The following is a 24938-nucleotide window of genomic DNA, read 5'->3' as shown; positions in this document are numbered from 1 at the left end:
AACAAAAACAGGAGAAGGCGGCCGGCCGTCAGGCGGCCAGCGATTCGACGCCGCGGTTCGCGAGCGCGTCCGCACGCTCGTTTTCGGGATGGCCGGCGTGGCCCTTGACCCAGCGCCACTCGATCTCGTGCTGCGCGACGAGCGCGTCGAGCCGCTTCCACAGGTCGGCATTCTTCACGGGCGTCTTCGCCGCGGTGACCCAGCCTTTTTTCTTCCACCCGTGAATCCACTCGCTGATGCCTTTCTGCACGTACTGCGAGTCGGTATGGACGATCACGTGGCAGGGCCGCTTCAGCGCTTCGAGTGCGGCGATCACGCCCATCAGCTCCATGCGGTTGTTGGTCGTGTTCGGCTCGCCGCCGTACAGTTCCTTTTCCTTGTCGCCGTAGCGCAGCAGCGCGCCCCAGCCGCCGGGGCCGGGGTTGCCCTTGCAGGCGCCGTCGGTATAGATGTCGATGGTGTCGGTTGTCATGAACGTTCTTGATGGGTGGTCGGGGAGGCCGCCGGCGTCAGGCCCGGTGCGAGAACGGGCTTCTTCATCTTGATCGGGCCGACGAGGCGCATGCCGCGCACGCGCTTGACGGCCGTCACCATGTAGACGGCGCCGAAGATCGGCCACCAGCGGTCGCCGGCGGCCTCCATGAAGCCGTAGCGGGCCAGCCACTGGTCGGTGGCGAGCGGCGGCCGGTAGCAGCCGAAGCGGCCGCGTTCGAGGTCGAAACCGAGCAGCTTGATCCAGTCCTTCAGCCGGATGAATGCGATCTGGTCGCGCGTGGCCGGCACGAACGGGCGGTTCGCCATGCGCCCGAACGTCTGCCGCATGCCCCACAGGCTGAGCGAATTGAAGCCGGTGATCACGAGCTGGCCTTCCGGCATCAGCACGCGCTCGGCCTCGCGCAGCAGGCGGTGCGGGTCGGACGTGAATTCGAGCGTGTGCGGCATCACGATCAGGTCGACGCTTTGCGATTCGAACGGCAGGTCGAGCAGGTCGCACCACGTCGTGCTGCGATCGGCGGGCGCATGGCCCGCCGTGTGCGCTTCGCCCGCCCACGGATACTGGTACGGCGCGCTTGCGCCGCTCGCCGGGTCGAGCACCAGGCCGCGATACGGCATGCGGTTCTCGCGCAGTGCGTCGAGCTGCGGCAGGCCGAGCTGCAGCGCGTGGAATCCGAAGACGTCGGACACGATCCGGTCGAGCTGCGCCTGTTCCCAGCCCAGCACGTAGCGGCCGGGCGGCGAGTCGGTCCAGGCGGGCCAGTCTATAATTTGACGGTCAGACATAACGATGATTGCGCGCCCATGAACGAGCTGGAATACGTGCCGGTTCCGGCATTCGAAGACAACTATATCTGGCTCGTCTCGGACGGCCGCGATGCGATCGCCGTCGACCCGGGTGAAGCCGCCCCCGTACGCCGGGTTCTTGCCGAACGAGGCTGGCGGTTGACCGCTATTTTACTCACGCACCACCATGCCGACCACGTCGGCGGTGTCGAGGCGCTGCGCAATAGCCAACCGGACGATGCGCCGCTGCCCGTTTACGGCCCCGCGGCCGAAGCGATCGGCGTGGTCACGCGGCCCCTTGCAGGCGGCGATCGCGTGACGCTCGACGCGCCGGCCATCGCGTTCGACGTGCTCGACGTGCCGGGCCGTACGCGCGGTCACATCGCGTATTTTCAAGCGGCCGGCGAAGGCGCGGCAAGTCGACGCGCGGCCGGGCAGGGCAACGCGGTGCCGCACGTGTTCTGCGGCGACACGCTGTTCTCGTGCGGCTGCGGCCGCCTGTTCGAAGGCACGCCCGCGCAGATGCTCGCGTCGCTCGATGCGCTCGCGGCGCTGCCCGGCGACACCCGCGTGCATTGCGCACACGAATACACGCTGTCGAACATCCGCTTCGCGCTCGCGTGCGAGCCCGGCAATGCGGCACTGGCCGCGTGGCGCGACGACGCGCAGGCGCTGCGCGCGCGCGGCGTGCCGACGCTGCCGACCACGATCGCGCACGAGCGTGCCGTCAACCCGTTCATGCGGGCCGACAGCGCGGCGATCCACGCGACGCTCGAGGCCGAGCTGCACGAAACGGTGACGGATCGTCTGACGGCATTCACGCTGATGCGCGAATGGAAAAACCGGTTCCGATGACGTTTTCCGGAGGACTCCAAAGCTCAAGCGGTGTCTGTAAAAATTGCTCCAAATGTAGGATTTCGCTGAGTTTTCGGTGTTTTTATTGACGTGAAGCACGCACTTCCGTAGTATCGCCTGCAATTTCCAGCCGTCGGAAGCCGAGATTTTCATGCGACTTATATTGAGTGCGATGGTGGTACTGCTACTCGCCGCTTGTGCGAGCCAGCCCCCTGTCGCCAACAACGCCGCCGATTCGCAGGCGACGTCCAACTACCTCCGTAAATCAGCCACCGCCAAAGAAACTGTCGACGTCGACAAGCAATCCGTCGGCGACCTGACCACTGCAGACTCCGATCTCTGGGCGCGCATCCGCCGCGGCTTCCAGATGCCCGACCTGCAGAGCGATCTCGTCGACATGCAGACGACCTGGTATACGCAGCGTCCCGATTACGTGCAGCGCATGACCGAGCGCTCGCAGAAGTACCTGTATCACATCGTCGAGGAGCTCGAGGCGCGTCACATGCCGACCGAGCTCGCGCTGCTGCCGTTCATCGAGTCCGCGTACAACCCGCAGGCGCTGTCGGTCGCGAAGGCGGCCGGCATGTGGCAGTTCATGCCGGGCACCGGCCGCACGTACAACCTGAAGCGCAACATGTGGCAGGACGAGCGCCGCGACGTGCTCGCGTCGACGAGCGCCGCGCTCGACTACCTGTCTCGCCTGCACGACATGTTCGGCGACTGGTATCTGGCGCTGGCCGCATACAACTGGGGCGAAGGCAACGTGCAGCGCGCGATCGCGCGCAACCAGGCGGCCGGGCTGCCGACCGACTACCAGAACCTGCGGATGCCGAACGAGACGCGCAACTACGTGCCGAAGCTGCAGGCGGTGAAGAACATCATCGCGAGCCCGCAGCAGTATGGCCTCGCGCTGCCGGATATCCCGAACCACCCGTATTTCGTGACGGTCACGACGTCGCGCGACATCGACGTGGCGGTGGCCGCGAAGCTCGCGAACCTGCCGCTCGACGAGTTCCGCTCGCTGAACCCGTCGTTCTCGAAGCCGGTGATCCTCGGCGCGACCGAGCCGCAGATCCTGCTGCCGTTCGACAACGCGTCCGCGTTCGAGAAGAACCTGAAAGCCTACAGCGGCCAGTTGTCGTCGTGGACCACCTACACGGTCAGCGAACGCGCGCGCCCGGCCGCGATCGCCGAGAAGATCGGCGTCGACGCCGATACGCTGATGTCGGTCAACAAGATTCCGGCCGGCATGCGCCTGAAGCCGGGCTCGACGATCGTCGTGCCGCGCGGCGATGACGATGACGAGGACATCAGCGCCGACGTCGCCGAAAACGGCGCGCTCGCGATGGAGCCGGACGTCCCCGACACGCGCAAGATGCTGATCCGCGTGCGCCGCAAGCAGTCGATGGCGGCGATCGCCGGTCGCTACGGCGTGTCGGTCGGCCAGTTGAAGGCATGGAACCGTACGCACCGCGATCTCGCGATGCCGGGCCAGGCGCTCGTGCTGCACGTGCCGGTCGGCCGCGCGGTGCCGGCGGAACCCGGTCCGGAGCGGATCGCGACGTCGACGGGCGGTGCGCGCATCGAGCGCGCGAGCCTGGCGGTGGGCGGCAAGTCGCACGGCGGCAAGCGCGGCGCCGCCAAGTCGTCGGCGAAGCCGGCGAAGGCCGCGCCCGCGAAAGCCGCGCCGGCCAAGGCCGCCGCGCACAAGGGCAAGAAGAAGTAAGCGAAGCGAGCGCGGCTGCCGCGCGACGTAACGGCCGGTGAGGCCCGCACGATTGCGCTATCATCCGACGAATTCGACGAAACGCCGTCACCGAGGTGACGGCGTTTTCGTTTGTGCGTTCGTTCGTTTGTGCGCGGCGCGGCGGCGCTGCGTCGCGCGTCTTCATATGACAAGGGGAAGCGATGTCGTCGGTGCAGGTGAGGGTGCTCGCGCTGTTTTCGGTCGGGTATTTCGTGTCGTATGTGTTTCGCGGCGTCAATCTGGGCTTCGCGCCGTTCGTCACGCACGAGCTCGGCCTGTCGGCCGCCGATCTCGGCCTGCTCACCAGTCTCTATTTCCTCGGCTTCGCGGGCGCGCAGATCCCGGCCGGCGTGATGCTCGACCACTACGGCCCGCGTCGCGTCACGGCCGGCATGCTGCTGTTCGCGGCGGCCGGCGCGGCCGTGTTCGGCACGGCGCACGGCATCGGCGCGATGATGGTCGGCCGCCTGCTGATCGGCGTCGGCGTATCGGTGTGTCTCGGCGCGGCGTTCAAGGCGCTCGCGCAGCATTTCCCGGTCGGCCGGCTGCCGCTCGTCAACGGCCTCGTGATGGCCGTGGGCGGCCTCGGCGGCGTGATGGTCGGCTCGCCGCTGACCTGGCTGCTCGGCTGGGCGAGCTGGCGTGCGATCTGTTTCGGCCTCGCGGTGCTGACGGTGGCCGTCGCGGCGTCGATCGACATCGGCGCGCCCGACGCGCAGCAGGCGCGCCACCAGGGCGGGCTCGTCGGCCAGTTCAAGGGCACGTGGCATATCCTGGGCAGCCGCGCGTTCTGGAAGATTGCGTCGTTCTCCGTCGTCACGCAGGGCGTGTTCTACGCGATGCAGTCGCTGTGGGTCGGGCCGTATCTGCGCGATGTCGGCGGATTCGACGCGCCGCATGCCGCGCGCCTCGTGTCGGTGCTCGGCTTCGCGATGATGGCCGGCTGCGTCGGCTTTGGTGCGGCGGCGCGCGTGCTCGAGCGGCGCGGCGTGTCGGTCTACGCCACCTGCGGCATCGGCATGGCGCTGTTCGTCGCGACGCAGCTCGCGATCGTCGCGCGCGTGCCGTTGCCGCCGGCCGTGCTGTGGGCCGCCTACGGGATGTTCGGCGGCGTGGGCATCCTGACCTACGCGGTGATGGCCGGCCACTTTCCCGCTCACCTGATCGGCCGCGCGAACACGACGCTCACGCTGGTGATCTTCCTGCTGATCTTTGCGTTCCAGATCGGCGTCGGCGCCGTGCTGTCGCACTGGCCGGCCGTCGACGGCCGTTATCCGGCCGCCGCGCACTTCACCGCGTGGGGCGTGCTGCTCGCGCTGCAGCTCGCGAGCGCGGTCTGGTACGTGTGGCCCGCGCGCGGCGCTGGCCAAGCGCACTGATCCGGCGGTACGCTCACGGGTAGGGCGGCCGCGGAAACGGGGCCGCAGCACGTCGCGCCGCGCCGCCGAGCGCGGCGCGCCCATGATCGGACGGCCATATCAATTGAAGATAGGCCCATTTTCAGGCTATAATTTGAAAGTTTGTGCTGATCAACCTCGCACCCTAGCGCCTACCTCATTCATCCCGTTCATCCGCCGCACGCCGCCAGCCGGGCGATGCCGCGAAGCCTCGTGCGCCACGCGCCGGGTTCGCGTCTCGACAACGCAGGCCGCGTCCAGCAAGCGACCGCGCGCGCCCACGCAGCGCGGCGCTCGCGCGGCAGGGTAAACAGGTCGGCAGCAGGGTGTTCCCCAAGGAGCCTCCCGTGTTGCCGTCTTTTTCTCCCGCCTTGCTTGCACTCGCCGACGGCACGGTCTTTCGTGGTTATTCGATCGGGGCCGAAGGCCATACGATCGGCGAAGTCGTGTTCAATACCGCGATCACCGGCTATCAGGAAATCCTGACTGATCCGAGCTACTCGCGCCAGATCGTCACGCTCACCTATCCGCATATCGGCAACGTCGGCGTCAACGCCGAAGACGTCGAAGCCACGAAAGTCCATGCCGCCGGCCTGATCATCCGCGATCTGCCGACGCTCGCATCGAACTTCCGCATGGACCGCACGCTCGGCGACTACCTGCGCGACGAAGGCGTCGTCGCGATCGCCGGCATCGACACCCGCAAGCTGACCCGCATCCTGCGCGACAAGGGCGCGCAGAACGGCTGTATCCTGACGGGTTCCGACGACGAAGCGAAGGCGATCGAGCTGGCGCGCTCGTTCCCGGGCCTCGCCGGCATGGATCTCGCGAAGGTCGTGTCGACCACCAAGCCGTTCGAGTGGAAGCAGACGGAATGGCGCCTCGAAGGCGGCTACGGCATGCAGGAAGCGCCGAAGTACCGCGTCGTCGCGTACGACTTCGGCGTCAAGTACAACATCCTGCGCATGCTCGCCGAGCGCGGCTGCCACGTGACGGTGCTGCCGGCCCAGGCCAGTGCGGAAGATGCGCTCGCGCTCAATCCGGACGGCATCTTCCTGTCGAACGGCCCCGGCGATCCGGAGCCGTGCGATTACGCGATCGCGGCCACGAAGGCCTTCATCGAGCGCGGCGTGCCGACCTTCGGCATCTGCCTCGGCCACCAGATCATGGGCCTCGCGGTCGGCGCGAAGACGCTGAAGATGAAGACGGGCCACCACGGCGCGAACCATCCGGTGAAGGATCTCGGCGACGGCCGCGTCGTGATCACGTCGCAGAACCACGGTTTCGCGGTCGACGCCGATTCGCTGCCGGCCAACGCGCGCGTGACGCACGTGTCGCTGTTCGACGGCACGCTGCAGGGCTTCGAGCTGACCGACAAGCCGGCATTCTGCTTCCAGGGTCACCCGGAAGCGTCGCCCGGCCCGCACGACATCGGCTACCTGTTCGACCGTTTCACCGCGCTGATGGACGCGGCGAAGCAGCGCACCGCTTAACGTCATCGACGCAACCGAAGGACGGGAGATTCGCATCATGTTCGGCCACGCACTCGGCATCACGGATATCTGGACCTACGTGTTCGGCGTGATCTTCATCATCCTGCTGCCGGGGCCGAACTCGATGTACGTGCTGTCGCTCGCCGCGCAGCGCGGCGTGAAGGCCGGCTATCGCGCGGCCTGCGGCGTGTTCGTCGGCGATACCGTGCTGATGGTGTTGTCGGCCGCGGGCGTCGCGTCGCTGCTGAAGGCGAACCCGTTGCTGTTCTCCGTCGTCAAGTACGGCGGCGCCGCGTACCTGCTGTACATCGGCGCCGGGATGCTGCGCAGCGCGTGGGGCAAGCTGCGCGCGCGGCGATGCGCCGGTCGAGGCCCGGCAGGCTGTCGACGGCGAGCGGTCTTTCGACAAACCGTTCCGGAAAGCGCTGATCGTGAGCCTGCTGAATCCGAAGGCGATCCTGTTCTTCATCTCGTTCTTCATCCAGTTCGTCGACCCGGCATTCCCGCATCCCGCGCTGTCGTTCGTCGTGCTCGGGGCGATCGCGCAATGCGCGAGCTTCCTGTACCTGAGCACGCTGATCTTCGCGGGCGCGCGGCTCGCCGAGCATTTCCGCCGCCGCCGCAAGCTCGCGGCAGGCGCGGCGAGCAGCGTGGGCGGCCTGTTCATCGGTTTCTCGGTGAAGCTGGCGCTCGCGACCATGAGCTGAGCGCCGCCGGCCGACCCACGACAACGATTACTTATTGAATTCACAAGCCATGCCAAAACGCACAGACATCAAGAGCATCCTCATCATCGGCGCCGGCCCGATCATCATCGGCCAGGCGTGCGAGTTCGACTATTCGGGCGCGCAGGCTTGCAAGGCGTTGCGTGAGGAGGGCTACAAGGTCGTTCTCGTCAACAGCAACCCGGCGACGATCATGACCGACCCGAACACGGCCGACGTGACCTACATCGAGCCGATCACGTGGGAAGTCGTCGCGCGCATCATCGAGAAGGAGCGCCCGGACGCGATCCTGCCGACGATGGGCGGCCAGACCGCGCTGAACTGCGCGCTCGACCTGCACCACCACGGCGTGCTCGAGAAGTTCGGCGTCGAGCTGATCGGTGCGTCGCCGGAAGCGATCGACAAGGCGGAGGACCGCCAGAAGTTCAAGGAAGCGATGACCAAGATCGGTCTCGGCTCCGCGAAGTCGGGCATCGCGCATTCGATGGAAGAAGCGATCCAGGTGCACGCGCAGATCATGGCGGAGACGGGCGGCAGCGGCTACCCGGTCGTGATCCGCCCGTCGTTCACGCTCGGCGGCTCGGGCGGCGGCATCGCGTACAACCGCGAAGAGTTCGAGGAGATCTGCAAGCGCGGTCTCGACCTGTCGCCCACGCGCGAGCTGCTGATCGAAGAATCGCTGCTCGGCTGGAAGGAATACGAGATGGAAGTCGTGCGCGACCGCGCCGACAACTGCATCATCGTCTGCTCGATCGAGAACCTCGACCCGATGGGCGTGCACACCGGCGACTCGATCACGGTGGCTCCCGCGCAGACGCTCACCGACAAGGAATACCAGATCCTGCGTAACGCATCGCTCGCGGTGCTGCGCGAGATCGGCGTCGACACGGGCGGCTCGAACGTGCAGTTCTCGATCAACCCGAAGGACGGCCGCATGGTCGTCATCGAAATGAACCCGCGCGTGTCGCGTTCGTCGGCGCTCGCGTCGAAGGCCACCGGCTTCCCGATCGCGAAGGTCGCCGCGAAGCTGGCGGTCGGCTACACGCTCGACGAGCTGAAGAACGAAATCACCGGCGGCCAGACGCCGGCGTCGTTCGAGCCGACGATCGACTACGTCGTCACGAAGATCCCGCGTTTCGCGTTCGAGAAGTTCCGCGAAGCCGATTCGCGCCTGACCACGCAGATGAAGTCGGTCGGCGAAGTGATGGCGATCGGCCGCACGTTCCAGGAATCGTTCCAGAAGGCGCTGCGCGGCCTCGAGGTCGGCGTCGACGGTCTCGACGAGAAGTCGACCAACCGCGACGAGATCGCGATCGAGATCCACGAGCCGGGCCCGGACCGCATCTGGTACGTCGGCGATGCGTTCCGCATCGGCATGACGGCCGAGGAAATCTTCGCGGAAACCGCGATCGACCCGTGGTTCCTCGAGCAGATCGAGCAGATCATCCTGAAGGAAAAGGCGCTCGTGGGCCGCACGCTCGCGTCGCTGACGTTCGACGAGCTGCGCTACCTGAAGCAGAGCGGCTTCTCCGACCGCCGCCTTGCGAAGCTGCTCGGCGCGACGCCGGAAGACGTCCGCCGCCGCCGCGTCGAGCTGAACGTGCGCCCGGTCTACAAGCGCGTCGACACGTGCGCGGCCGAGTTCGCGACGAAAACGGCCTACATGTACTCGACCTACGAGGAAGAGTGCGAGGCGCAGCCGACCACCAACAAGAAGATCATGGTGCTGGGCGGCGGCCCGAACCGGATCGGCCAGGGCATCGAGTTCGACTACTGCTGCGTGCACGCGGCGCTCGCGATGCGCGAGGACGGCTATGAAACGATCATGGTCAACTGCAACCCGGAAACGGTGTCGACCGACTACGACACGTCCGACCGCCTGTACTTCGAGCCGCTGACGCTCGAGGACGTGCTCGAGATCGTCGACAAGGAAAAGCCGGTCGGCGTGATCGTCCAGTACGGCGGCCAGACGCCGCTGAAGCTCGCGCTCGACCTCGAGGCGCACGGCGTGCCGATCGTCGGCACGTCGCCGGACATGATCGACGCGGCCGAAGACCGCGAACGCTTCCAGAAGCTGCTGCAGGACCTCGGCCTGCGCCAGCCGCCGAACCGCACCGCGCGCGCCGAGGACGAAGCGCTCGCGCTGGCCGACGAAATCGGCTATCCGCTGGTCGTGCGTCCGTCGTACGTGCTCGGCGGCCGCGCGATGGAAATCGTCCACGAGCCGCGCGACCTCGAGCGCTACATGCGCGAGGCCGTGAAGGTGTCGAACGATTCGCCGGTGCTGCTCGATCGCTTCCTGAACGACGCGATCGAGTGCGACGTCGACTGCATCTGCGACGGCGAAGCCGTGTTCATCGGCGGCGTGATGGAGCACATCGAGCAGGCGGGCGTCCACTCGGGTGACTCGGCATGCTCGCTGCCGCCGTACTCGCTGTCGAAGGAAACCGTGGCCGAGCTGAAGCGGCAGACGGGCGCGATGGCGAAGGCGCTGAACGTGGTCGGCCTGATGAACGTGCAGTTCGCGATCCAGCAGGTGCCGCAGGCGGACGGCTCGAAGCAGGACATCATCTACGTGCTGGAAGTGAACCCGCGCGCGTCGCGCACGGTGCCGTACGTGTCGAAGGCGACCAGCCTGCCGCTCGCGAAGATCGCGGCGCGCGCGATGGTCGGCCAGAAGCTCGCGCAGCAGGGCGTGACGAAGGAAGTCGAGCCGCCGTACTTCAGCGTGAAGGAAGCGGTGTTCCCGTTCGTGAAGTTCCCGACCGTCGACCCGGTCCTCGGGCCTGAAATGCGTTCGACCGGCGAAGTGATGGGCGTCGGCCGCACGTTCGGCGAAGCGCTGTTCAAGTCGCAGCTCGCGGCCGGTTCGCGCCTGCCGGAGTCGGGCACGGTGCTGCTGACCGTGATGGACGCGGATAAACCGAAGGCCGTCGAAGTCGCGCGCATGCTGCACGACCTCGGCTACCCGATCGTCGCGACCAAGGGCACGGCTGCCGCGATCGAAGCGGCCGGCGTGCCGGTGAAGGTCGTGAACAAGGTGAAGGACGGGCGTCCGCACATCGTCGACATGATCAAGAACGGCGAGATCGCGCTCGTGTTCACGACGGTCGACGAGACGCGCCAGGCGATCGCCGATTCGCGTTCGATCCGCATGAGCGCGCAGGCGCACAAGGTCACGTACTACACGACGATGTCGGGCGCGCGCGCGGCCGTCGAGGGCTTGCGCTACCTGAAGGATCTGGAAGTCTATGATTTACAAGGTCTTCACGCTCGCCTAAACTAAGCGTTCAGTTACCTGTCGAAGCAACACGTGCCGCGATTAGGCGGTGTTTCCAGTGCATCGGAAGCGCGCTTAATCGCGGTGATTTTTTTTATAGCCGTTTTTAGCGATTGAGCCGTTTATGAGCACCATTCCGTTGACAAAGCGTGGCGCGGAGCAACTGCGCGATGAATTGCAGCGCCTCAAGTCCGTCGAGCGGCCGGCCGTGATCAACGCGATCGCGGAGGCCCGCGCACAGGGCGATCTGTCCGAAAACGCCGAATACGACGCAGCGAAGGAAAAGCAGGGCTTTATCGAGGGCCGCATCGCGGAACTCGAATCCAAGCTGTCCGCCGCGCAAATCATCGATCCGACGGTGCTCGACGCCGATGGCCGCGTGGTGTTCGCCGCGACGGTCGAACTCGAGGATCTCGAGTCGGGCGACACGGTCAAGTACCAGATCGTCGGCGACGACGAAGCCGATATCGATCACGGCCTGATCTCGGTCAGCTCGCCGATCGCGCGCGCGCTGATCGGCAAGTCCGAAGGCGACGTCGCGGCCGTGCAGGCGCCAAGCGGCGTGCGCGAGTACGAAATCATCTCGGTCAGCTACATCTGAAGCGGGGCGACGTGATGCCGCATCGCGTGTTCCGTCTGCTGTCGGCCGTATGGGTCGGCAGCCTGCTGACGATCGGGTATGCGGTAGCGCCCGTCCTGTTCAAGACGCTGGAGCGGATGACGGCCGGTTCGGTCGCCGCCCAGCTGTTCCGCATCGAGGCGATCGTCGGCATCGTGTGCGGCGTGCTGCTGCTCGCGTTGTCGAACCAGCAGGTGCGGCGGGGCGGCAACGAGTATCGCCGCGTGCGCTGGATCGTCGCCGCGATGGTCGTGTGCGTGCTGGTCGGGTATTTTGCGCTGCAGCCGTTCATGAACGCGCTGCGGGTGGCCGCGATGGACGCGGGCACCGATATCGCGAATTCGCCGTATGCGAGCCGCTTCGGGATGCTGCACGGCGTCTCGAGCGTGTTCTATCTCGTCGAGAGCGTGCTGGGGCTGATGCTGATCTGGCGCCTGCCGGCGCGCGAAGCCTGAGCGCCCGTCGTTGCGCGTTGCGCAACGACGGGGCAGGGCGGCACGGGCATCCGTGCCGCGCAAGCGGTTTACTTGTCCTGGAACGGCCGCTTGGTGCTGGCCTGCCGCTTTTTCGCGCGCTTCACGGTGCCGCCCGCCGTCACACGCTCGTTGCCGCGCACCGTGACCTTCACGGGCCGCGGGCGGCGCACGGGGCTCGCGTTCGGCGACACCTTGACGACCTTGACGGTGCGCGGCGCGCGGCCTTTCTTGTCGTCGGCGGCTTCCGCCGCGCTCGGCAGCGCGCCGGCACGGCGGCCGCGGGCCGGGGCCGCAGCGGCTTCCGGCCTCCAGATCACCAGCAGCTTGCCGATATGCTGAATCGGGGCCGCGTTCAGACGGTCGCAGATCTCGTCGTAGATCGCGATGCGTTCGTCGCGCTCGTCGCCGAACACGCGGATCTTGATCAACTGGTGCGCGTCGAGGTGCACCTTGATTTCCTTCAGCACGGCGTCGGTCAGCCCTTCGGCGCCGATCAGCACGACGGGCTTGAGCGCATGGGCCTGGGAGCGCAGCGCGGAGCGCTCGGCGGGAGAAAGCGAAAGGGCGGGCATGGAAATGTCGAAATCTAAATAAGGGCGCGCTGACTGAAAAGCGATCGCGGGGCGATACCGCGTCAGCCGTGCGCCGAAACCACGTAAAATCGCGGCTTGGGCCTGAAAAGGGGCCGCAGCCGCGCGAAGAAGACGCGTATTATCCGCTAAAAGCGCGGCTTCACGAAGCAATGGGCAGCAATCTCTCTCTCGAATGGCAAAAAACCGCTTCAACCAGCACTGGCTGCACGACCACATCAACGACCCGTACGTCAAAATGGCGCAGCGGGAGGGCTATCGCGCGCGCGCCGCGTACAAGCTGAAGGAAATCGACGAACAGGACAAGCTGATCCGTCCGGGCCAGGTGATCGTCGACCTCGGCGCGACGCCGGGCAGCTGGAGCCAGTATGCGCGCAACAAGCTCGCGCAGGGCAAGAAGCGCGACGCGGAGCGCGAGGGCGGCATCGACGGCACGATCGTTGCGCTCGACATCCTGCCGATGGAGCCGATCGCCGACGTCCATTTCCTGCAGGGCGACTTCCGCGAGGACGACGTCCTCCACCGGCTCGAGGAGGTGCTCGAAGGCCGTGCGGTGGACCTTGTTATTTCCGACATGGCCCCCAACCTCTCAGGCGTGGCGTCGGCGGACGCGGCGCGTATCGAGCATCTCTGCGATCTGGCGCTCGAATTCGCGCAGAACCATCTGAAGCCGGACGGTGCACTGCTCGTGAAGTGTTTTCACGGCAGCGGCTACAGCCAGATCGTCGAGAAGTTCAAACAGCAGTTTAAGGTTGTCGCGCCGCGCAAGCCCAAGGCATCTCGCGACAAATCGTCCGAAACGTTCATTTTGGGTCGGCAGCTGAAGCATCCGCGCTGACGCGCAGGCGCTGCCGCAAACGGGCTCCGGCCCTTGCCGGACAAGCGAAGCGCTATCGCGGCGGTTGTCAATGCTTATGGCAGGGGTGGTCGGACTGGATTAGAATGACCGAGGGGCGCCGCAAGGAAAATGTAGGCGCTCGTCTACGAGTGAAGGAGTGGTGCTTTGAACAACAATATGTTTTCGAAGGCAGCGGTGTGGCTGGTGATCGCACTGGTGCTGTTTACGGTGTTCAAGCAGTTCGACAAGCCCCGCGTCCAGGAAGGCGTGTCCTATTCGCAGTTCATGGATGACGCCAAGAACGGCAAGGTCAAGAACGTCATCGTTCAGGGGCGCAACCTCACCGTCACTCCGGCTGATGGCCAGAAATACCAGATCGTGTCGCCCGGCGACATCTGGATGGTCGGCGATCTGATGAAGTACGGCGTGCAGGTCAGCGGCAAGGCCGACGACGAGCCGAACGCGCTGATGTCCGCGCTGTACTACCTCGGGCCGACGATCCTGATCATCGTGTTCTGGTTCTACATGATGAGGCAGATGCAGGGAGGCGGCAAAGGCGGCGCGTTCTCGTTCGGGAAATCGCGTGCGCGGCTGATCGACGAGAACAACAACGCGGTGAACTTCTCCGACGTCGCGGGCTGCGACGAAGCGAAGGAAGAAGTGTCCGAGCTCGTCGACTTCCTGCGCGATCCGCAGAAATTCCAGAAACTGGGCGGCCGCATTCCGCGCGGCGTGCTGCTGGTCGGCCCGCCGGGTACCGGCAAGACGCTGCTCGCCCGTGCGATCGCGGGTGAAGCGAAGGTGCCGTTCTTCAGCATCTCGGGCTCGGACTTCGTCGAAATGTTCGTCGGTGTCGGCGCGGCTCGTGTGCGCGACATGTTCGAGCAGGCGAAGAAGCATGCGCCGTGCATCGTGTTCATCGACGAAATCGACGCGGTCGGCCGTCATCGCGGCGCCGGCATGGGCGGCGGCAACGACGAGCGCGAACAGACGCTGAACCAGATGCTCGTCGAGATGGACGGCTTCGAGGCGAACTCGGGCGTGATCGTGATCGCCGCCACCAACCGTTCCGACGTGCTCGACAAGGCGCTGCTGCGTCCGGGCCGTTTCGACCGCCAAGTCTATGTCGGGCTGCCCGACATCCGCGGCCGCGAGCAGATCATGCGCGTGCACCTGCGCAAGGTGCCGATCGCGAACGACGTCGACGCGGCGGTCATCGCGCGCGGCACGCCGGGCTTTTCGGGCGCCGATCTCGCGAACCTCGTGAACGAGGCTGCGCTGTTCGCCGCCCGTCGCGGCAAGCGCATCGTCGAGATGCAGGATTTCGAGGACGCGAAGGACAAGATCTTCATGGGTCCGGAGCGCAAGTCGGCCGTGATCCGCGAGGAAGCGAAGCGCGCCACCGCGTATCACGAGTCGGGCCACGCGGTCATCGCGAAGCTGCTGCCGAAGGCCGACCCGGTGCACAAGGTCACGATCATCCCGCGCGGTCGCGCGCTGGGCGTCACGTGGCAGTTGCCGGAGCATGACAACGAGACGTATTCGAAGGATTACCTGCTCGACCGCCTCGCGATCCTGTTCGGTGGCCGGGTGGCCGAAGAGCTGTTCATGAACCTCGTCAGCACCGGTGCATCGGACGACTTCAACAAGGCCACGCAGACGGCGCGCGCGATGGTCGCCCGCTTCGGCATGACCGACGCGCTCGGGCCGATGGTGTACGTCGACGACGAGAACGATGCGTCGCCGTTCGGCCGCGGCTTCACGCGCACGATCTCGGAAGCGACGCAGCAGAAGGTCGATTCCGAAATCCGCCGCGTGCTCGACGAACAGTACAACCTCGCGCGCCGCCTGCTCGAAGAGAACCGCGACAAGGTCGAAGCGATGACGGCCGCACTGATGGAGTGGGAGACGATCGACGCCGATCAGATCAACGACATCATGGAAGGTCGTCCGCCGCGCTCGCCGAAGAGCTCGCCGGCTGTCGGCGGCGATTCGTCGGGCGGCGGCAGCGCCGCCGCCGAGGTCAAGCCGGGCACCGCGCCGGCGCCGGCGTCGCCGGCGGCATAATCTCCGCTTTAGCGTCGTATACGGGCTGGTGTGGCTTCACACCGGCCCGTTTTGCATTCATTCACGTCCGTTGCTCGTGTCCGATTCCGCTGTGTCCCCGTTCATTCCCGCGCCGCTCCGGTGCGGCCGGTTCGAACTGACGTTCGAACGCCCGCTCGTGATGGGCATCCTCAACGCCACGCCCGATTCGTTTTCCGATGGCGGCCGCTTCCTCGCGCGCGACGATGCGCTGCGCCAGGCCGAGCGGATGATTGCCGACGGCGCGGATCTGCTCGATATCGGCGGCGAATCGACGCGCCCCGGCGCGCCACCCGTGCCGCTCGACGAGGAGCTCGCGCGCGTGATTCCGCTCGTCGAGGCGCTGCGGCCGCTGAACGTGCCGCTGTCGATCGATACCTACAAGCCGGCCGTGATGCGTGCGGCGCTGGCCGCCGGCGCGGACCTGATCAACGACATCTGGGGGTTCCGCCAGCCGGGCGCGATCGACGCGGTGCGCGAGGGCAACAGCGGGCTGTGCGCGATGCACATGCTCGGCGAGCCGCAGACGATGCAGGCCGGCGAACCTGACTACGGCGACGTCGTGACCGACGTGCGCGATTTCCTCGCCGCGCGCGCACAGGCGCTGTGCGACGCGGGGGTGGCGGCGGAGCGCATCTGCGTCGATCCCGGCTTCGGGTTCGGCAAGGCGGTCGTCGACGACAACTATGCGTTGCTGGCCGCGTTGCCGGACACGGCGCCCGCGCGCCCCGACGGGCGCGCCTATCCGATTCTCGCGGGCATGTCGCGCAAGTCGATGCTCGGTGCGGTGATCGGCGGCAAGCCGCCGATGGAGCGCGTCGCGGCGAGCGTCGCGGCCGCGTTGTGCGCGGTCGAGCGCGGTGCCGCGATCGTGCGCGTGCACGACGTCGCGGCGACGGTCGATGCGCTCAAAGTCTGGAATGCCGTGCGCGCAGTCGCGCGGCAACGATAAGCAAGTCAGAAAAACGAAGGAGGAAGGACCCCATGGGACGTCGATATTTCGGCACGGACGGCATTCGCGGCACGGTGGGCGAAGCGCCCATCACGCCGGATTTCGTATTGCGTCTCGGCTATGCGGCCGGCAAGGTACTGGCCGGCTCGGCCGACGTCGCGGCGGGCTCGCGTCCGACGGTGCTGATCGGCAAGGACACGCGCGTGTCGGGCTACATGCTCGAAGCCGCGCTCGAGGCCGGATTCTCGGCGGCCGGCGTTGACGTGATGCTGGCCGGCCCGATGCCGACGCCCGGCGTCGCGTACCTGACACGCGCGCTGCGCCTGTCGGCCGGTGTCGTGATCAGCGCGTCGCACAACCCGTATCACGACAACGGCATCAAGTTTTTCTCGGCGGACGGCAACAAGCTGCCCGACGACACCGAAGCCGCGATCGAAGCGTGGCTCGACAAGCCGCTCGAATGCGCGGCGTCCGACGGTCTCGGCAAGGCGCGCCGCCTCGACGACGCGGCCGGCCGCTACATCGAATTCTGCAAGAGCACGTTCCCGGCCGCGTTCGATCTGCGCGGGCTGAAGCTCGTGATCGATTGCGCGCACGGCGCCGCGTACCAGATCGCGCCGCACGTGTTCCACGAACTCGGCGCGGACGTCATTCCGATCGGCGTGGCGCCGAACGGCTTCAACATCAACGACGGCGTCGGCGCGACCGCGCCGGACGCGCTGGTGCGCGCGGTGCGGGCGAACCACGCCGATCTCGGCATCGCGCTCGACGGCGATGCCGACCGCCTGCAAGTGGTCGACGCGACCGGCCGGCTGTACAACGGCGACGAACTGCTCTACGTGCTCGTGAAGGATCGGATCGCGACCGACGGCAAGGTCGACGGCGCGGTCGGCACGCTGATGACGAATCTCGCCGTCGAAGTCGCGCTGCAGCGCGAGGGCGTGAAGTTCGTCCGTGCGGCGGTCGGCGACCGCTACGTGCTCGAGCAGTTGCGCGAGCACGGCTGGCAGCTTGGCGCGGAAGGGTCGGGCCACATCCTGTCGCTCGACCGGCATTCGACCGGCGACGGCATCGTGTCGGCGCTGCTCGTGCTGGCCGCGCTGAAGCGCAGCGGCCGCACGCTCGCACAGATGCTCGACGGCGTCACGCTGTTCCCGCAGAAGCTGATCAACGTGCGGATGAAGCCGGGCGCCGACTGGAAGGGCAGCGCGTCGATTCGCGCCGCGATCGATGCCGCCGAAGCCGCGCTTGCCGGTAGCGGACGCGTGCTGATCCGCGCATCGGGCACGGAGCCCGTGCTGCGCGTGATGGTCGAAGCGCAGCAGGCGGCCGATGCGGCGCGCCATGCGGAGGCGATTGCCGACGCGGTGCGGGCGGCGACGAGCTGATCCATGTCAGCGGCGCGCGGCGGTTCGACCGAGCGCGCGCCGGCTCTGACGAATTTGCGTGCGGCGCCTTCGGGCGCCGTGATTTTGTCGGACGCAAAGGGTTGCCGTACTGATAGAGGTGACCTTCCCGCTCACGCAGTCTTCCGCTCAAATCACGTATCCGACCCCGGAAGCCGACCTGCCGCCGCACCCGGCTTCCTGTCCGGCTGACGCCACGCCACGACGCGCCTGCACACCGGTGAAAACGGCGTCCGTCCCGCCCTCCGAGGCAGGCAATTCTTGCCGCCATCACCGCCGCTGCGCCGCCGGCGCGCCACCCCATACTCCCTTTCAACCAGTCATGTTACTGTCACGCCAGTTTCATCGATTGTCACATTACCGTCATGAGCAGCCCCTAACCTTCGCGGTGCCGTAGTCATCCGCTCACACACTGGAGGTCTCATGAAATTGATGCAAACCGCGATTGCCGGCCTGGCTGGCGCGCTTTTCGCCGTCGCCGCCCACGCTGCCGACATCACGGGCGCAGGTAGCACGTTCGCGATGCCGATCTATACGAAATGGGCTGCCGACTACCAGCAGTCCGGCGGTTCGAAGGTCAACTACCAGGGCATCGGTTCGTCGGGCGGCCTGAAGCAGATCGTCGCGAAGACGGTCGATTTTGCCGGTTCGGACGCTCCGCTGAAGGATGAAGAGCTCGCGAAGGAAGGCCTGTTCCAGTTCCCGACGGTGGTCGGCGGCGTGGTGCCGGTCGTCAACGTGCCGGGCGTGAAGGCCGGCGAACTGACGCTGTCGGGCCCGGTGCTCGGCGACATCTACCTCGGCAAGATCAAGAAGTGGAACGACCCGGCGATCGCCGCGCTGAACCCGAAGGTCAAGCTGCCGGATACGGACATCGCCGTGGTCCGCCGCGCCGACGGTTCGGGCACGAGCTTCATCTGGACGAACTACCTGTCGAAGGTCAACGACGAGTGGAAGTCGAAGATCGGCGAAGGCACGACGGTCAACTGGCCGACGGGCACGGGCGGCAAGGGCAACGACGGCGTCGCGGCCTTCGTGCAGCGCCTGCCGGGCGCGATCGGCTACGTCGAATGGGCGTACGCGAAGAAGAACAACATGGTCTACACGGCCCTGAAGAATTCGACGGGCACGGTGGTCGAGCCGAAGACGGAAACGTTCAAGGCCGCGGCGGCAGGCGCGAACTGGTCGAAGTCGTTCTACCAGATCCTGACGAACCAGCCGGGCAAGGAAGCCTGGCCGGTCGTCGGCGCGACGTTCGTGCTGCTGCACGCGAAGCAGGACAAGCCGGAGCAGGGCGCGGAAACGCTGAAGTTCTTCAGCTGGGCGTTCAAGAACGGCGAGAAGGCTGCCGACAGCCTCGACTACATCTCGCTGCCGGCGACGGTCGAGACGGAAATCCGCAAGCAATGGAAGACGAAGGTGACGGACGCGTCGGGCAAGCCGGTCGCCGTCGAGTAAGCGATCCAGCGGTTCGCTGCCCGGCCGCGCCGGTCGGGCAGTGTGTGCGGTAAGGCCGGGCGTCACGGCGCCCGGCGATCCAAAGCAGGCACCCATGTCTGATATTTCATACACGTCCTCACGATCGCCCGACACCGCGCAGCAGCGCGCGCCGAGCCGTCTCGGGGATGTCCTGTTCGGCGGCCTTGCGCGGCTCGCCGCGATCGTGACCCTGCTGCTGCTCGGCGGGATCATCGTTTCCCTGATCATTGCGTCGATGCCGACCATCCAGAAGTTCGGCCTCGGCTTCCTGTGGCAATCCGAGTGGGATCCCAACTCGGACATTTACGGCGCACTCGTGCCGATCTACGGCACGCTCGTGACGTCGCTGATCGCACTCGTCATCGCGGTGCCCGTCAGCTTCGGCATCGCGCTATTCCTCACCGAGCTGGCGCCCGTGTGGCTGCGCCGTCCGCTCGGCATTGCGATCGAGCTGCTCGCCGCGATCCCGTCGATCGTGTACGGCATGTGGGGCCTGCTCGTGTTCGCGCCGATCTTCGCCGAATACTTCCAGAAGCCGATCGGCCGCCTGCTCAAGGACGTGTGGGTGCTCGGCCCGCTGACGTCCGGCGCGCCGATCGGCATCGGCATCCTCGCGGCCGGCGTGATTCTCGCGATCATGATCATCCCGTACATCGCGTCGGTGATGCGCGACGTGTTCGAGGTCACGCCGGTGCTGCTGAAGGAATCGGCATACGGAATCGGCTGCACGACGTGGGAAGTGATGTGGAAGGTCGTGCTGCCCTATACGAAGACCGGCGTGATCGGCGGCGTGATGCTCGGCCTCGGCCGCGCGCTCGGCGAAACGATGGCCGTGACCTTCGTGATCGGCAACACGAACCTGCTCGACAGCGTGTCGCTGTTCGCGCCGGGCAACAGCATCACGTCGGCGCTCGCGAACGAATTCGCGGAAGCGCAGCCGGGGCTGCATACGTCCGCGCTGATGGAACTCGGGCTGATCCTGTTCGTGATCACGTTCATCGTGCTGTCCATCTCCAAACTGCTGCTGCTTCGTCTCGAGAAGGGAGAGGGCAAGAAATGAGCGAGCCCATCATGAATTTCCCGGGGCCGGACGGCGCCGTGCTCGACGCGATGCGCAACCGCCTGCAGCGCAAGCGCAAGGCCATCAACGCGATCGCGCTCACCGCATCGCTCGCCGCGATGGCATTCGGCCTGCTGTGGCTCGTGTGGATTCTCTACACCACGGTGCACCTCGGCGTCGGCGGCCTGTCGCTGCAACTGTTCACCGAATCGACGCCGGCGCCGAACACGGAAGGCGGCGGTCTCGCGAACGCGATCGTCGGCAGCCTGCTGCTGTGCGGCTTCGGCACGCTGGTCGGCACGCCGATCGGCATCCTCGCGGGCGTCTATCTCGCCGAATACGGGCAGAAGAACCTGCTGGCGAGCACGATCCGCTTCATCAACGACATCCTGCTGTCGGCGCCGTCGATCGTCATCGGCCTGTTCGTGTACGCGATCGTCGTCGCGAAGTCGGGGCGCTTCTCGGGCTGGGCCGGCGTGATCGCGCTCGCGCTGCTGCAGATTCCGATCGTGATCCGCACGACCGAGAACATGCTGAAGCTGGTGCCGAACGCGCTGCGCGAAGCGGCCGTCGCGCTCGGCACGCCGAAGTGGCGCATGGTGCTGAAGATCACGCTGCGCGCGTCGGTCGGCGGGATCGTGACGGGCGTGCTGCTCGCGGTCGCGCGGATTGCCGGCGAAACGGCGCCGCTGCTGTTCACCGCGCTGTCGAACCAGTTCTTCTCGGTCGACATGAGCCAGCCGATGGCGAACCTGCCCGTCACGATCTACAAGTTCGCGATGAGCCCGTTCGCGGAGTGGCAGTCGCTCGCGTGGGCGGGCGTGTTCCTGATTACGCTCGGGGTGCTCGGACTGAACGTCCTGGCGCGCTCGATCTTCTCGAAAAAGTAACGGCGGAGCAATCCGATGAATATGGCAGAAAGCCACCTGAATCCCGTCGAGCGCACTGCTGCGCCCGCCGGCACGCAAGACGCGGCGCACGGCCGTCCGCTCGCGCCGCTGAACGCGAAGATCGAGGTCAACAACCTCAACTTCTTCTACAACAAGTTCCACGCGCTGAAGAACATCAACCTGCGCATTCCCGAAGGGAAGGTGACGGCGTTCATCGGCCCGTCGGGCTGCGGCAAGTCGACGCTCCTGCGCACGTTCAACAAGATGTTCGCGCTCTATCCGGAGCAGCGCGCCGAAGGCGAAATCCTGATGGACGGCGAGAACCTGCTGACGACGAAGCGCGACATCTCGTTGCTGCGCGCGCGGATCGGCATGGTGTTCCAGAAGCCGACCCCGTTCCCGATGTCGATCTACGACAACATCGCGTTCGGCGTGAAGATGTTCGAAAAGCTCACGCGTTCGGAAATGGACGACCGCGTCGAGTGGGCGCTCACGAAGGCCGCGCTGTGGAACGAAGTGAAGGACAAGCTCGGCCAGAGCGGCTACGGGCTGTCGGGCGGCCAGCAGCAGCGCTTGTGCATCGCGCGCGGCATCGCGATCCGGCCGGAAGTGCTGCTGCTCGACGAGCCTTGCTCGGCGCTCGACCCGATCTCGACGGGCCGCATCGAGGAGCTGATCGCGGAGCTGAAGAGCGACTACACGGTCGTGATCGTCACGCACAACATGCAGCAGGCCGCGCGCTGCTCGGATTACACGGCCTACATGTACCTGGGCGAGCTGATCGAGTTCGGCGAAACCGAAAAGATCTTCATCAAGCCGGTGCGCAAGGAAACGGAAGACTACATCACCGGCCGTTTCGGCTGATGACGGAGAACAACAGTCATGTCGGATAAACATCTGTCGAGCCAGTTCGACGCGGACCTGAATGCCGTGTCGTCGAAAGTGCTGGAAATGGGTGGACTCGTGGAGTCGCAGATCGTCGGCGCGATGCACGCGCTGAACGAATTCGATCGCGAGCGGGCCGAGAAGGTGATCGCGGCCGAGGAAACGCTGAACGCGATGGAAGTGGAGATCGACCAGGAATGCGGCAACATCATCGCGCGAAGGCAGCCTGCCGCGCGTGACCTGCGTCTTTTGATGTCGATTTCGAAAACGATTACGAACCTCGAGCGCGCCGGCGACGAAGCGGAGAAGATCGCGAAACGCGTGCGCCGCCTGATCGACGAACCGGCCGCGCGCACGGTCAACATCGCCGAGATCAAGGTGTCGGGCGAGATGGCCGTGACGATCCTGCGCCGTGCGCTCGACGCGTTCGCGCGCCTCGACACGGTGGCCGCCGCGCAGATCGTCAAGGACGACAAGGAGATCGACCAGGAATTCCGTGCGTTCGTGCGCAAGCTCGTGTCGTACATGCAGGAAGATCCGCGCACGATTTCGGTCGGCCTCGAATACCTGTTCATCGCGAAGGCGATCGAACGGATCGGCGACCACGCGAAGAACATCGCCGAATTCATCATCTACATCGTGAAGGGCACCGACGTGCGGCACCAGCCGCGCGACACGCTCGATCGCGAAGCCAACAGTTAATCGACTCCGTACAGGAAGAACAGAGGTGCCGATGCCCAGCAACATTCTCGTCGTTGAAGATGAGCCCGCGATTTCCGAACTGATCTCGGTGAATCTCCAGCACGCCGGTCACTGCCCGATCCGCGCGTACAACGCCGAACAGGCGCAGAACCTGATCAGCGACGTGCTGCCCGATCTCGTGCTGCTCGACTGGATGCTGCCGGGCAAGTCCGGTATCGCGTTCGCGCGCGACCTGCGCAACAACGAACGGACCAAGCACATCCCGATCATCATGCTCACCGCCCGCGGCGACGAGCAGGACAAGGTGCTCGGCCTCGAAATCGGCGCGGACGACTACGTGACGAAGCCGTTCTCGCCGAAGGAGCTGATGGCGCGCATCAAGGCCGTGCTGCGCCGCCGCGCGCCGCAGCTGACCGAGGACGTCGTGTCGATCAACGGGCTGCGGCTCGATCCGGCCACGCATCGCGTCGCCGCGCACGGGGACGGCAGCGAGATCAAGCTCGATCTCGGCCCGACCGAGTTCCGCCTGCTGCATTTCTTCATGACGCATCCGGAGCGCGTGCACAGCCGCACGCAATTGCTCGATCAGGTGTGGGGCGACCACGTGTTCGTCGAGGAGCGCACCGTCGACGTCCACATCAAGCGATTGCGCGCGGCCTTGAAACCGGCCGGCTGCGATGCGATGATCGAAACCGTGCGCGGCAGCGGCTACCGCCTCGCCAAGCACGCGTAACGTACTCGGGCGTGCCGTGTGCCGCGGCATGCCGTTCATTCTTTCGGACGCTGAATCATGAACATCATCTGGGCGCGCTTTCTGGTGTCGCTCGTGCTGCTCGTGCTGATCGGCGTATTGGTCGGCGTGTTCGCCGGCCCGACTGCGGGCCTCGTGTTCGTGGTCGTGATGCTGGTCGCGCAGGGCTTTTTCAGCACCTTCCATACGCAGCGTCTGTGGCGGCTGCTCGATGCGCCGGTCTACGGCGAAGTGCCGAGCGCGCCGGGCATCTGGGGCGAGATCTACTACCGGCTGCACAAGCTCGCGAAGCAATGGCATGCGCAGGTTCGGCAGGTCGAACAGCAGCACTCGCGCTTCATCCAGGCGATCCAGGCGTCGCCGAACGGCGTCGCGATGCTCGACGACCACGACCAGATCGAGTGGTGCAACGCGATCGCCGAAGTCCATTTCGGCCTCGATGCGAAGCGCGACCTGCGCCAGCACATCACGAACCTCGTGCGTCATCCCGATTTCGTCCGCTACCTGAATGCGCAGCACTACGAGGACACGCTACTGATGCGCGGCATGGGCGACTCGCGGCAGAACGTGCTGGCCGTGCAGGTGTTCCCGTACGGCGAGAACCGCAAGCTGCTGCTCACGCAGGACATCACCGAGCTCGAGCGCACCGACGCGATGCGGCGCGACTTCGTCGCGAACGTGTCGCACGAGCTGAAGACGCCGCTTACCGTGCTGTCGGGCTTTCTGGAGACGATGCGCGAGCTGCCGCTGAACGAGGAGGATCGCGCGCGCTATCTCGACATGATGGAGCAGCAGGCGTCGCGGATGCGGCACATCGTGACCGACCTGCTGGTGCTCGCGAAGCTGGAAGGCGAGAGCAAGCCGCCGGTCGATCGCGCGATCGACATGCGGGCGGTGTTCGACCATCTGAAGGAAGACGCGCGGACGCTGTCGAACGGGCATCACGACATCACGTTCTCGATCGACGAGACGCTCGGGGTCACCGGTGCGCAGACGGAGCTGTTCAGCGCGTTCGCGAATCTCGTCACGAACGCGATCCGCTATACGCCGGACGGCGGCAAGATCGCCGTGTCGTGGCGGCGCGACGGCGCGCAGGGCGTGTTTTCCGTCACGGACAGCGGCTTCGGGATCCCGGCCGCCGATCTGCCGCGGCTCACCGAGCGCTTCTACCGGGTCGATCGCAGCCGTTCGCGCGACACGGGCGGCACGGGCCTCGGGCTCGCGATCGTCAAGCACGTGCTGCAGCGGCACGACGCGCATCTGTACGTGCAGAGCGAGGAAGGGCGCGGCAGTACGTTCACCGCGCGGTTCCCGGGCTCGCGCGTCATCGCGATCCGGCCGGCCGCTTACGAAGCATGATCGCGTAGCGGCCCGGCGTTGAAAAAAGCAGCCCGCCGGCTGCTTTTTTCATTCCGGCGCGACGCGCG

At 66.1% G+C, this 24938-nt stretch carries 21 protein-coding genes and 1 pseudogene; 19 read left to right on the top strand and 3 right to left on the bottom strand.

All coding sequences use genetic code 11. From position 1 onward, the window contains the following. Positions 1–28: 28 nt before the first annotated feature. Positions 29–472: a ribonuclease HI gene (gene rnhA, locus LGN10_RS03625; RefSeq protein ID WP_059573881.1), complete on the bottom strand. Its 444-nt coding sequence runs from the start codon at positions 470–472 to the stop codon at positions 29–31. Further along, the gene (locus LGN10_RS03620) at positions 469–1281 is read right to left on the bottom strand and encodes a class I SAM-dependent methyltransferase (protein ID WP_059573880.1); all 813 of its coding nucleotides are present in this window, start codon (positions 1279–1281) and stop codon (positions 469–471) included. The genes rnhA and LGN10_RS03620 overlap by 4 nt, the downstream gene beginning before the upstream one ends. Before the next feature lie 18 nt (positions 1282–1299). Between LGN10_RS03620 and gloB the strand changes: the two genes are divergently transcribed. The 8 genes and pseudogenes from gloB (at position 1300) to LGN10_RS03580 (ending at position 11852) form a co-directional block, all read left to right on the top strand. Further along, the gene (gene gloB, locus LGN10_RS03615) at positions 1300–2136 is read left to right on the top strand and encodes a hydroxyacylglutathione hydrolase (protein ID WP_226221803.1); all 837 of its coding nucleotides are present in this window, start codon (positions 1300–1302) and stop codon (positions 2134–2136) included. A gap of 151 nt (positions 2137–2287) precedes the next feature. Then, entirely contained in the window at positions 2288–3862 is a 1575-nt protein-coding gene (locus tag LGN10_RS03610; RefSeq protein ID WP_059573878.1) for a transglycosylase SLT domain-containing protein, read from the top strand. A gap of 182 nt (positions 3863–4044) precedes the next feature. Further along, positions 4045–5262: an MFS transporter gene (locus tag LGN10_RS03605; protein ID WP_226221801.1), complete on the top strand. Its 1218-nt coding sequence runs from the start codon at positions 4045–4047 to the stop codon at positions 5260–5262. 365 nt (positions 5263–5627) lie between these two features. Next, a complete protein-coding gene (carA, locus tag LGN10_RS03600; protein ID WP_059573876.1) occupies positions 5628–6773 on the top strand; it encodes a glutamine-hydrolyzing carbamoyl-phosphate synthase small subunit in 1146 nt (381 codons plus the stop codon). Positions 6774–6810: 37 nt separating this feature from the next. Further along, positions 6811–7480 (top strand): annotated as a pseudogene (gene leuE, locus LGN10_RS03595) (leucine efflux protein LeuE). Positions 7481–7529: 49 nt separating this feature from the next. Next, complete coding sequence (gene carB, locus LGN10_RS03590) at positions 7530–10784, top strand: carbamoyl-phosphate synthase large subunit (RefSeq protein ID WP_059573874.1); 3255 nt, start codon at positions 7530–7532, stop codon at positions 10782–10784. A gap of 118 nt (positions 10785–10902) precedes the next feature. Beyond that, positions 10903–11379, top strand: a complete 477-nt coding sequence (gene greA / locus LGN10_RS03585; RefSeq protein ID WP_006476345.1) for a transcription elongation factor GreA — start codon at positions 10903–10905, stop codon at positions 11377–11379. Positions 11380–11393: 14 nt separating this feature from the next. Continuing rightward, complete coding sequence (locus LGN10_RS03580; RefSeq protein WP_059573873.1) at positions 11394–11852, top strand: DUF4149 domain-containing protein; 459 nt, start codon at positions 11394–11396, stop codon at positions 11850–11852. A 68-nt stretch (positions 11853–11920) separates the two neighbouring features. Here the strand turns inward: LGN10_RS03580 and LGN10_RS03575 are convergent, their stop codons facing one another. Continuing rightward, the gene (locus LGN10_RS03575; RefSeq protein ID WP_012328238.1) at positions 11921–12445 is read right to left on the bottom strand and encodes a YhbY family RNA-binding protein; all 525 of its coding nucleotides are present in this window, start codon (positions 12443–12445) and stop codon (positions 11921–11923) included. Between the two features lie 193 nt (positions 12446–12638). On the opposite strand from LGN10_RS03575, the gene LGN10_RS03570 reads away from it, so the two are divergent. The 11 genes from LGN10_RS03570 to phoR all read left to right on the top strand — a co-directional run bounded on the left by LGN10_RS03570 (position 12639) and on the right by phoR (position 24870). Then, the gene (locus tag LGN10_RS03570) at positions 12639–13301 is read left to right on the top strand and encodes an RlmE family RNA methyltransferase (protein WP_059573872.1); all 663 of its coding nucleotides are present in this window, start codon (positions 12639–12641) and stop codon (positions 13299–13301) included. A 165-nt stretch (positions 13302–13466) separates the two neighbouring features. Further along, a complete protein-coding gene (gene ftsH, locus LGN10_RS03565) occupies positions 13467–15368 on the top strand; it encodes an ATP-dependent zinc metalloprotease FtsH (RefSeq protein WP_059573871.1) in 1902 nt (633 codons plus the stop codon). Positions 15369–15396: 28 nt separating this feature from the next. Next, a complete protein-coding gene (gene folP / locus LGN10_RS03560; RefSeq protein WP_226221800.1) occupies positions 15397–16338 on the top strand; it encodes a dihydropteroate synthase in 942 nt (313 codons plus the stop codon). 32 nt (positions 16339–16370) lie between these two features. Further along, a complete protein-coding gene (gene glmM, locus LGN10_RS03555) occupies positions 16371–17726 on the top strand; it encodes a phosphoglucosamine mutase (RefSeq protein ID WP_059573869.1) in 1356 nt (451 codons plus the stop codon). A 441-nt stretch (positions 17727–18167) separates the two neighbouring features. Further along, entirely contained in the window at positions 18168–19202 is a 1035-nt protein-coding gene (gene pstS, locus LGN10_RS03550) for a phosphate ABC transporter substrate-binding protein PstS (RefSeq protein WP_059573868.1), read from the top strand. Positions 19203–19296: 94 nt separating this feature from the next. Then, entirely contained in the window at positions 19297–20283 is a 987-nt protein-coding gene (gene pstC / locus LGN10_RS03545) for a phosphate ABC transporter permease PstC (RefSeq protein ID WP_059573867.1), read from the top strand. Next, positions 20280–21173, top strand: a complete 894-nt coding sequence (gene pstA / locus LGN10_RS03540) for a phosphate ABC transporter permease PstA (protein ID WP_059573866.1) — start codon at positions 20280–20282, stop codon at positions 21171–21173. Before pstC ends, pstA begins: the two co-directional genes overlap by 4 nt. Positions 21174–21188: 15 nt before the next feature. Further along, positions 21189–22037, top strand: coding sequence for a phosphate ABC transporter ATP-binding protein PstB (gene pstB, locus LGN10_RS03535; RefSeq protein ID WP_006490515.1), 849 nt, complete (start codon positions 21189–21191; stop codon positions 22035–22037). Positions 22038–22055: 18 nt separating this feature from the next. After that, positions 22056–22760 (top strand): phosphate signaling complex protein PhoU, encoded by a 705-nt coding sequence (phoU, locus tag LGN10_RS03530; protein ID WP_059573864.1) that lies wholly within the window; start codon positions 22056–22058, stop codon positions 22758–22760. 31 nt (positions 22761–22791) lie between these two features. Next, positions 22792–23493 (top strand): phosphate regulon transcriptional regulator PhoB, encoded by a 702-nt coding sequence (phoB, locus tag LGN10_RS03525; RefSeq protein ID WP_006750313.1) that lies wholly within the window; start codon positions 22792–22794, stop codon positions 23491–23493. Positions 23494–23550: 57 nt separating this feature from the next. Next, entirely contained in the window at positions 23551–24870 is a 1320-nt protein-coding gene (phoR, locus tag LGN10_RS03520) for a phosphate regulon sensor histidine kinase PhoR (RefSeq protein ID WP_059644238.1), read from the top strand. Positions 24871–24938: the final 68 nt, after the last annotated feature.

It is taken from the genome of Burkholderia sp. AU32262 (assembly GCF_020419985.1).
Taxonomy (GTDB): Bacteria; Pseudomonadota; Gammaproteobacteria; order Burkholderiales; family Burkholderiaceae; genus Burkholderia; species Burkholderia semiarida.
This window is presented reverse-complemented; position numbering and strand designations above follow the sequence as displayed.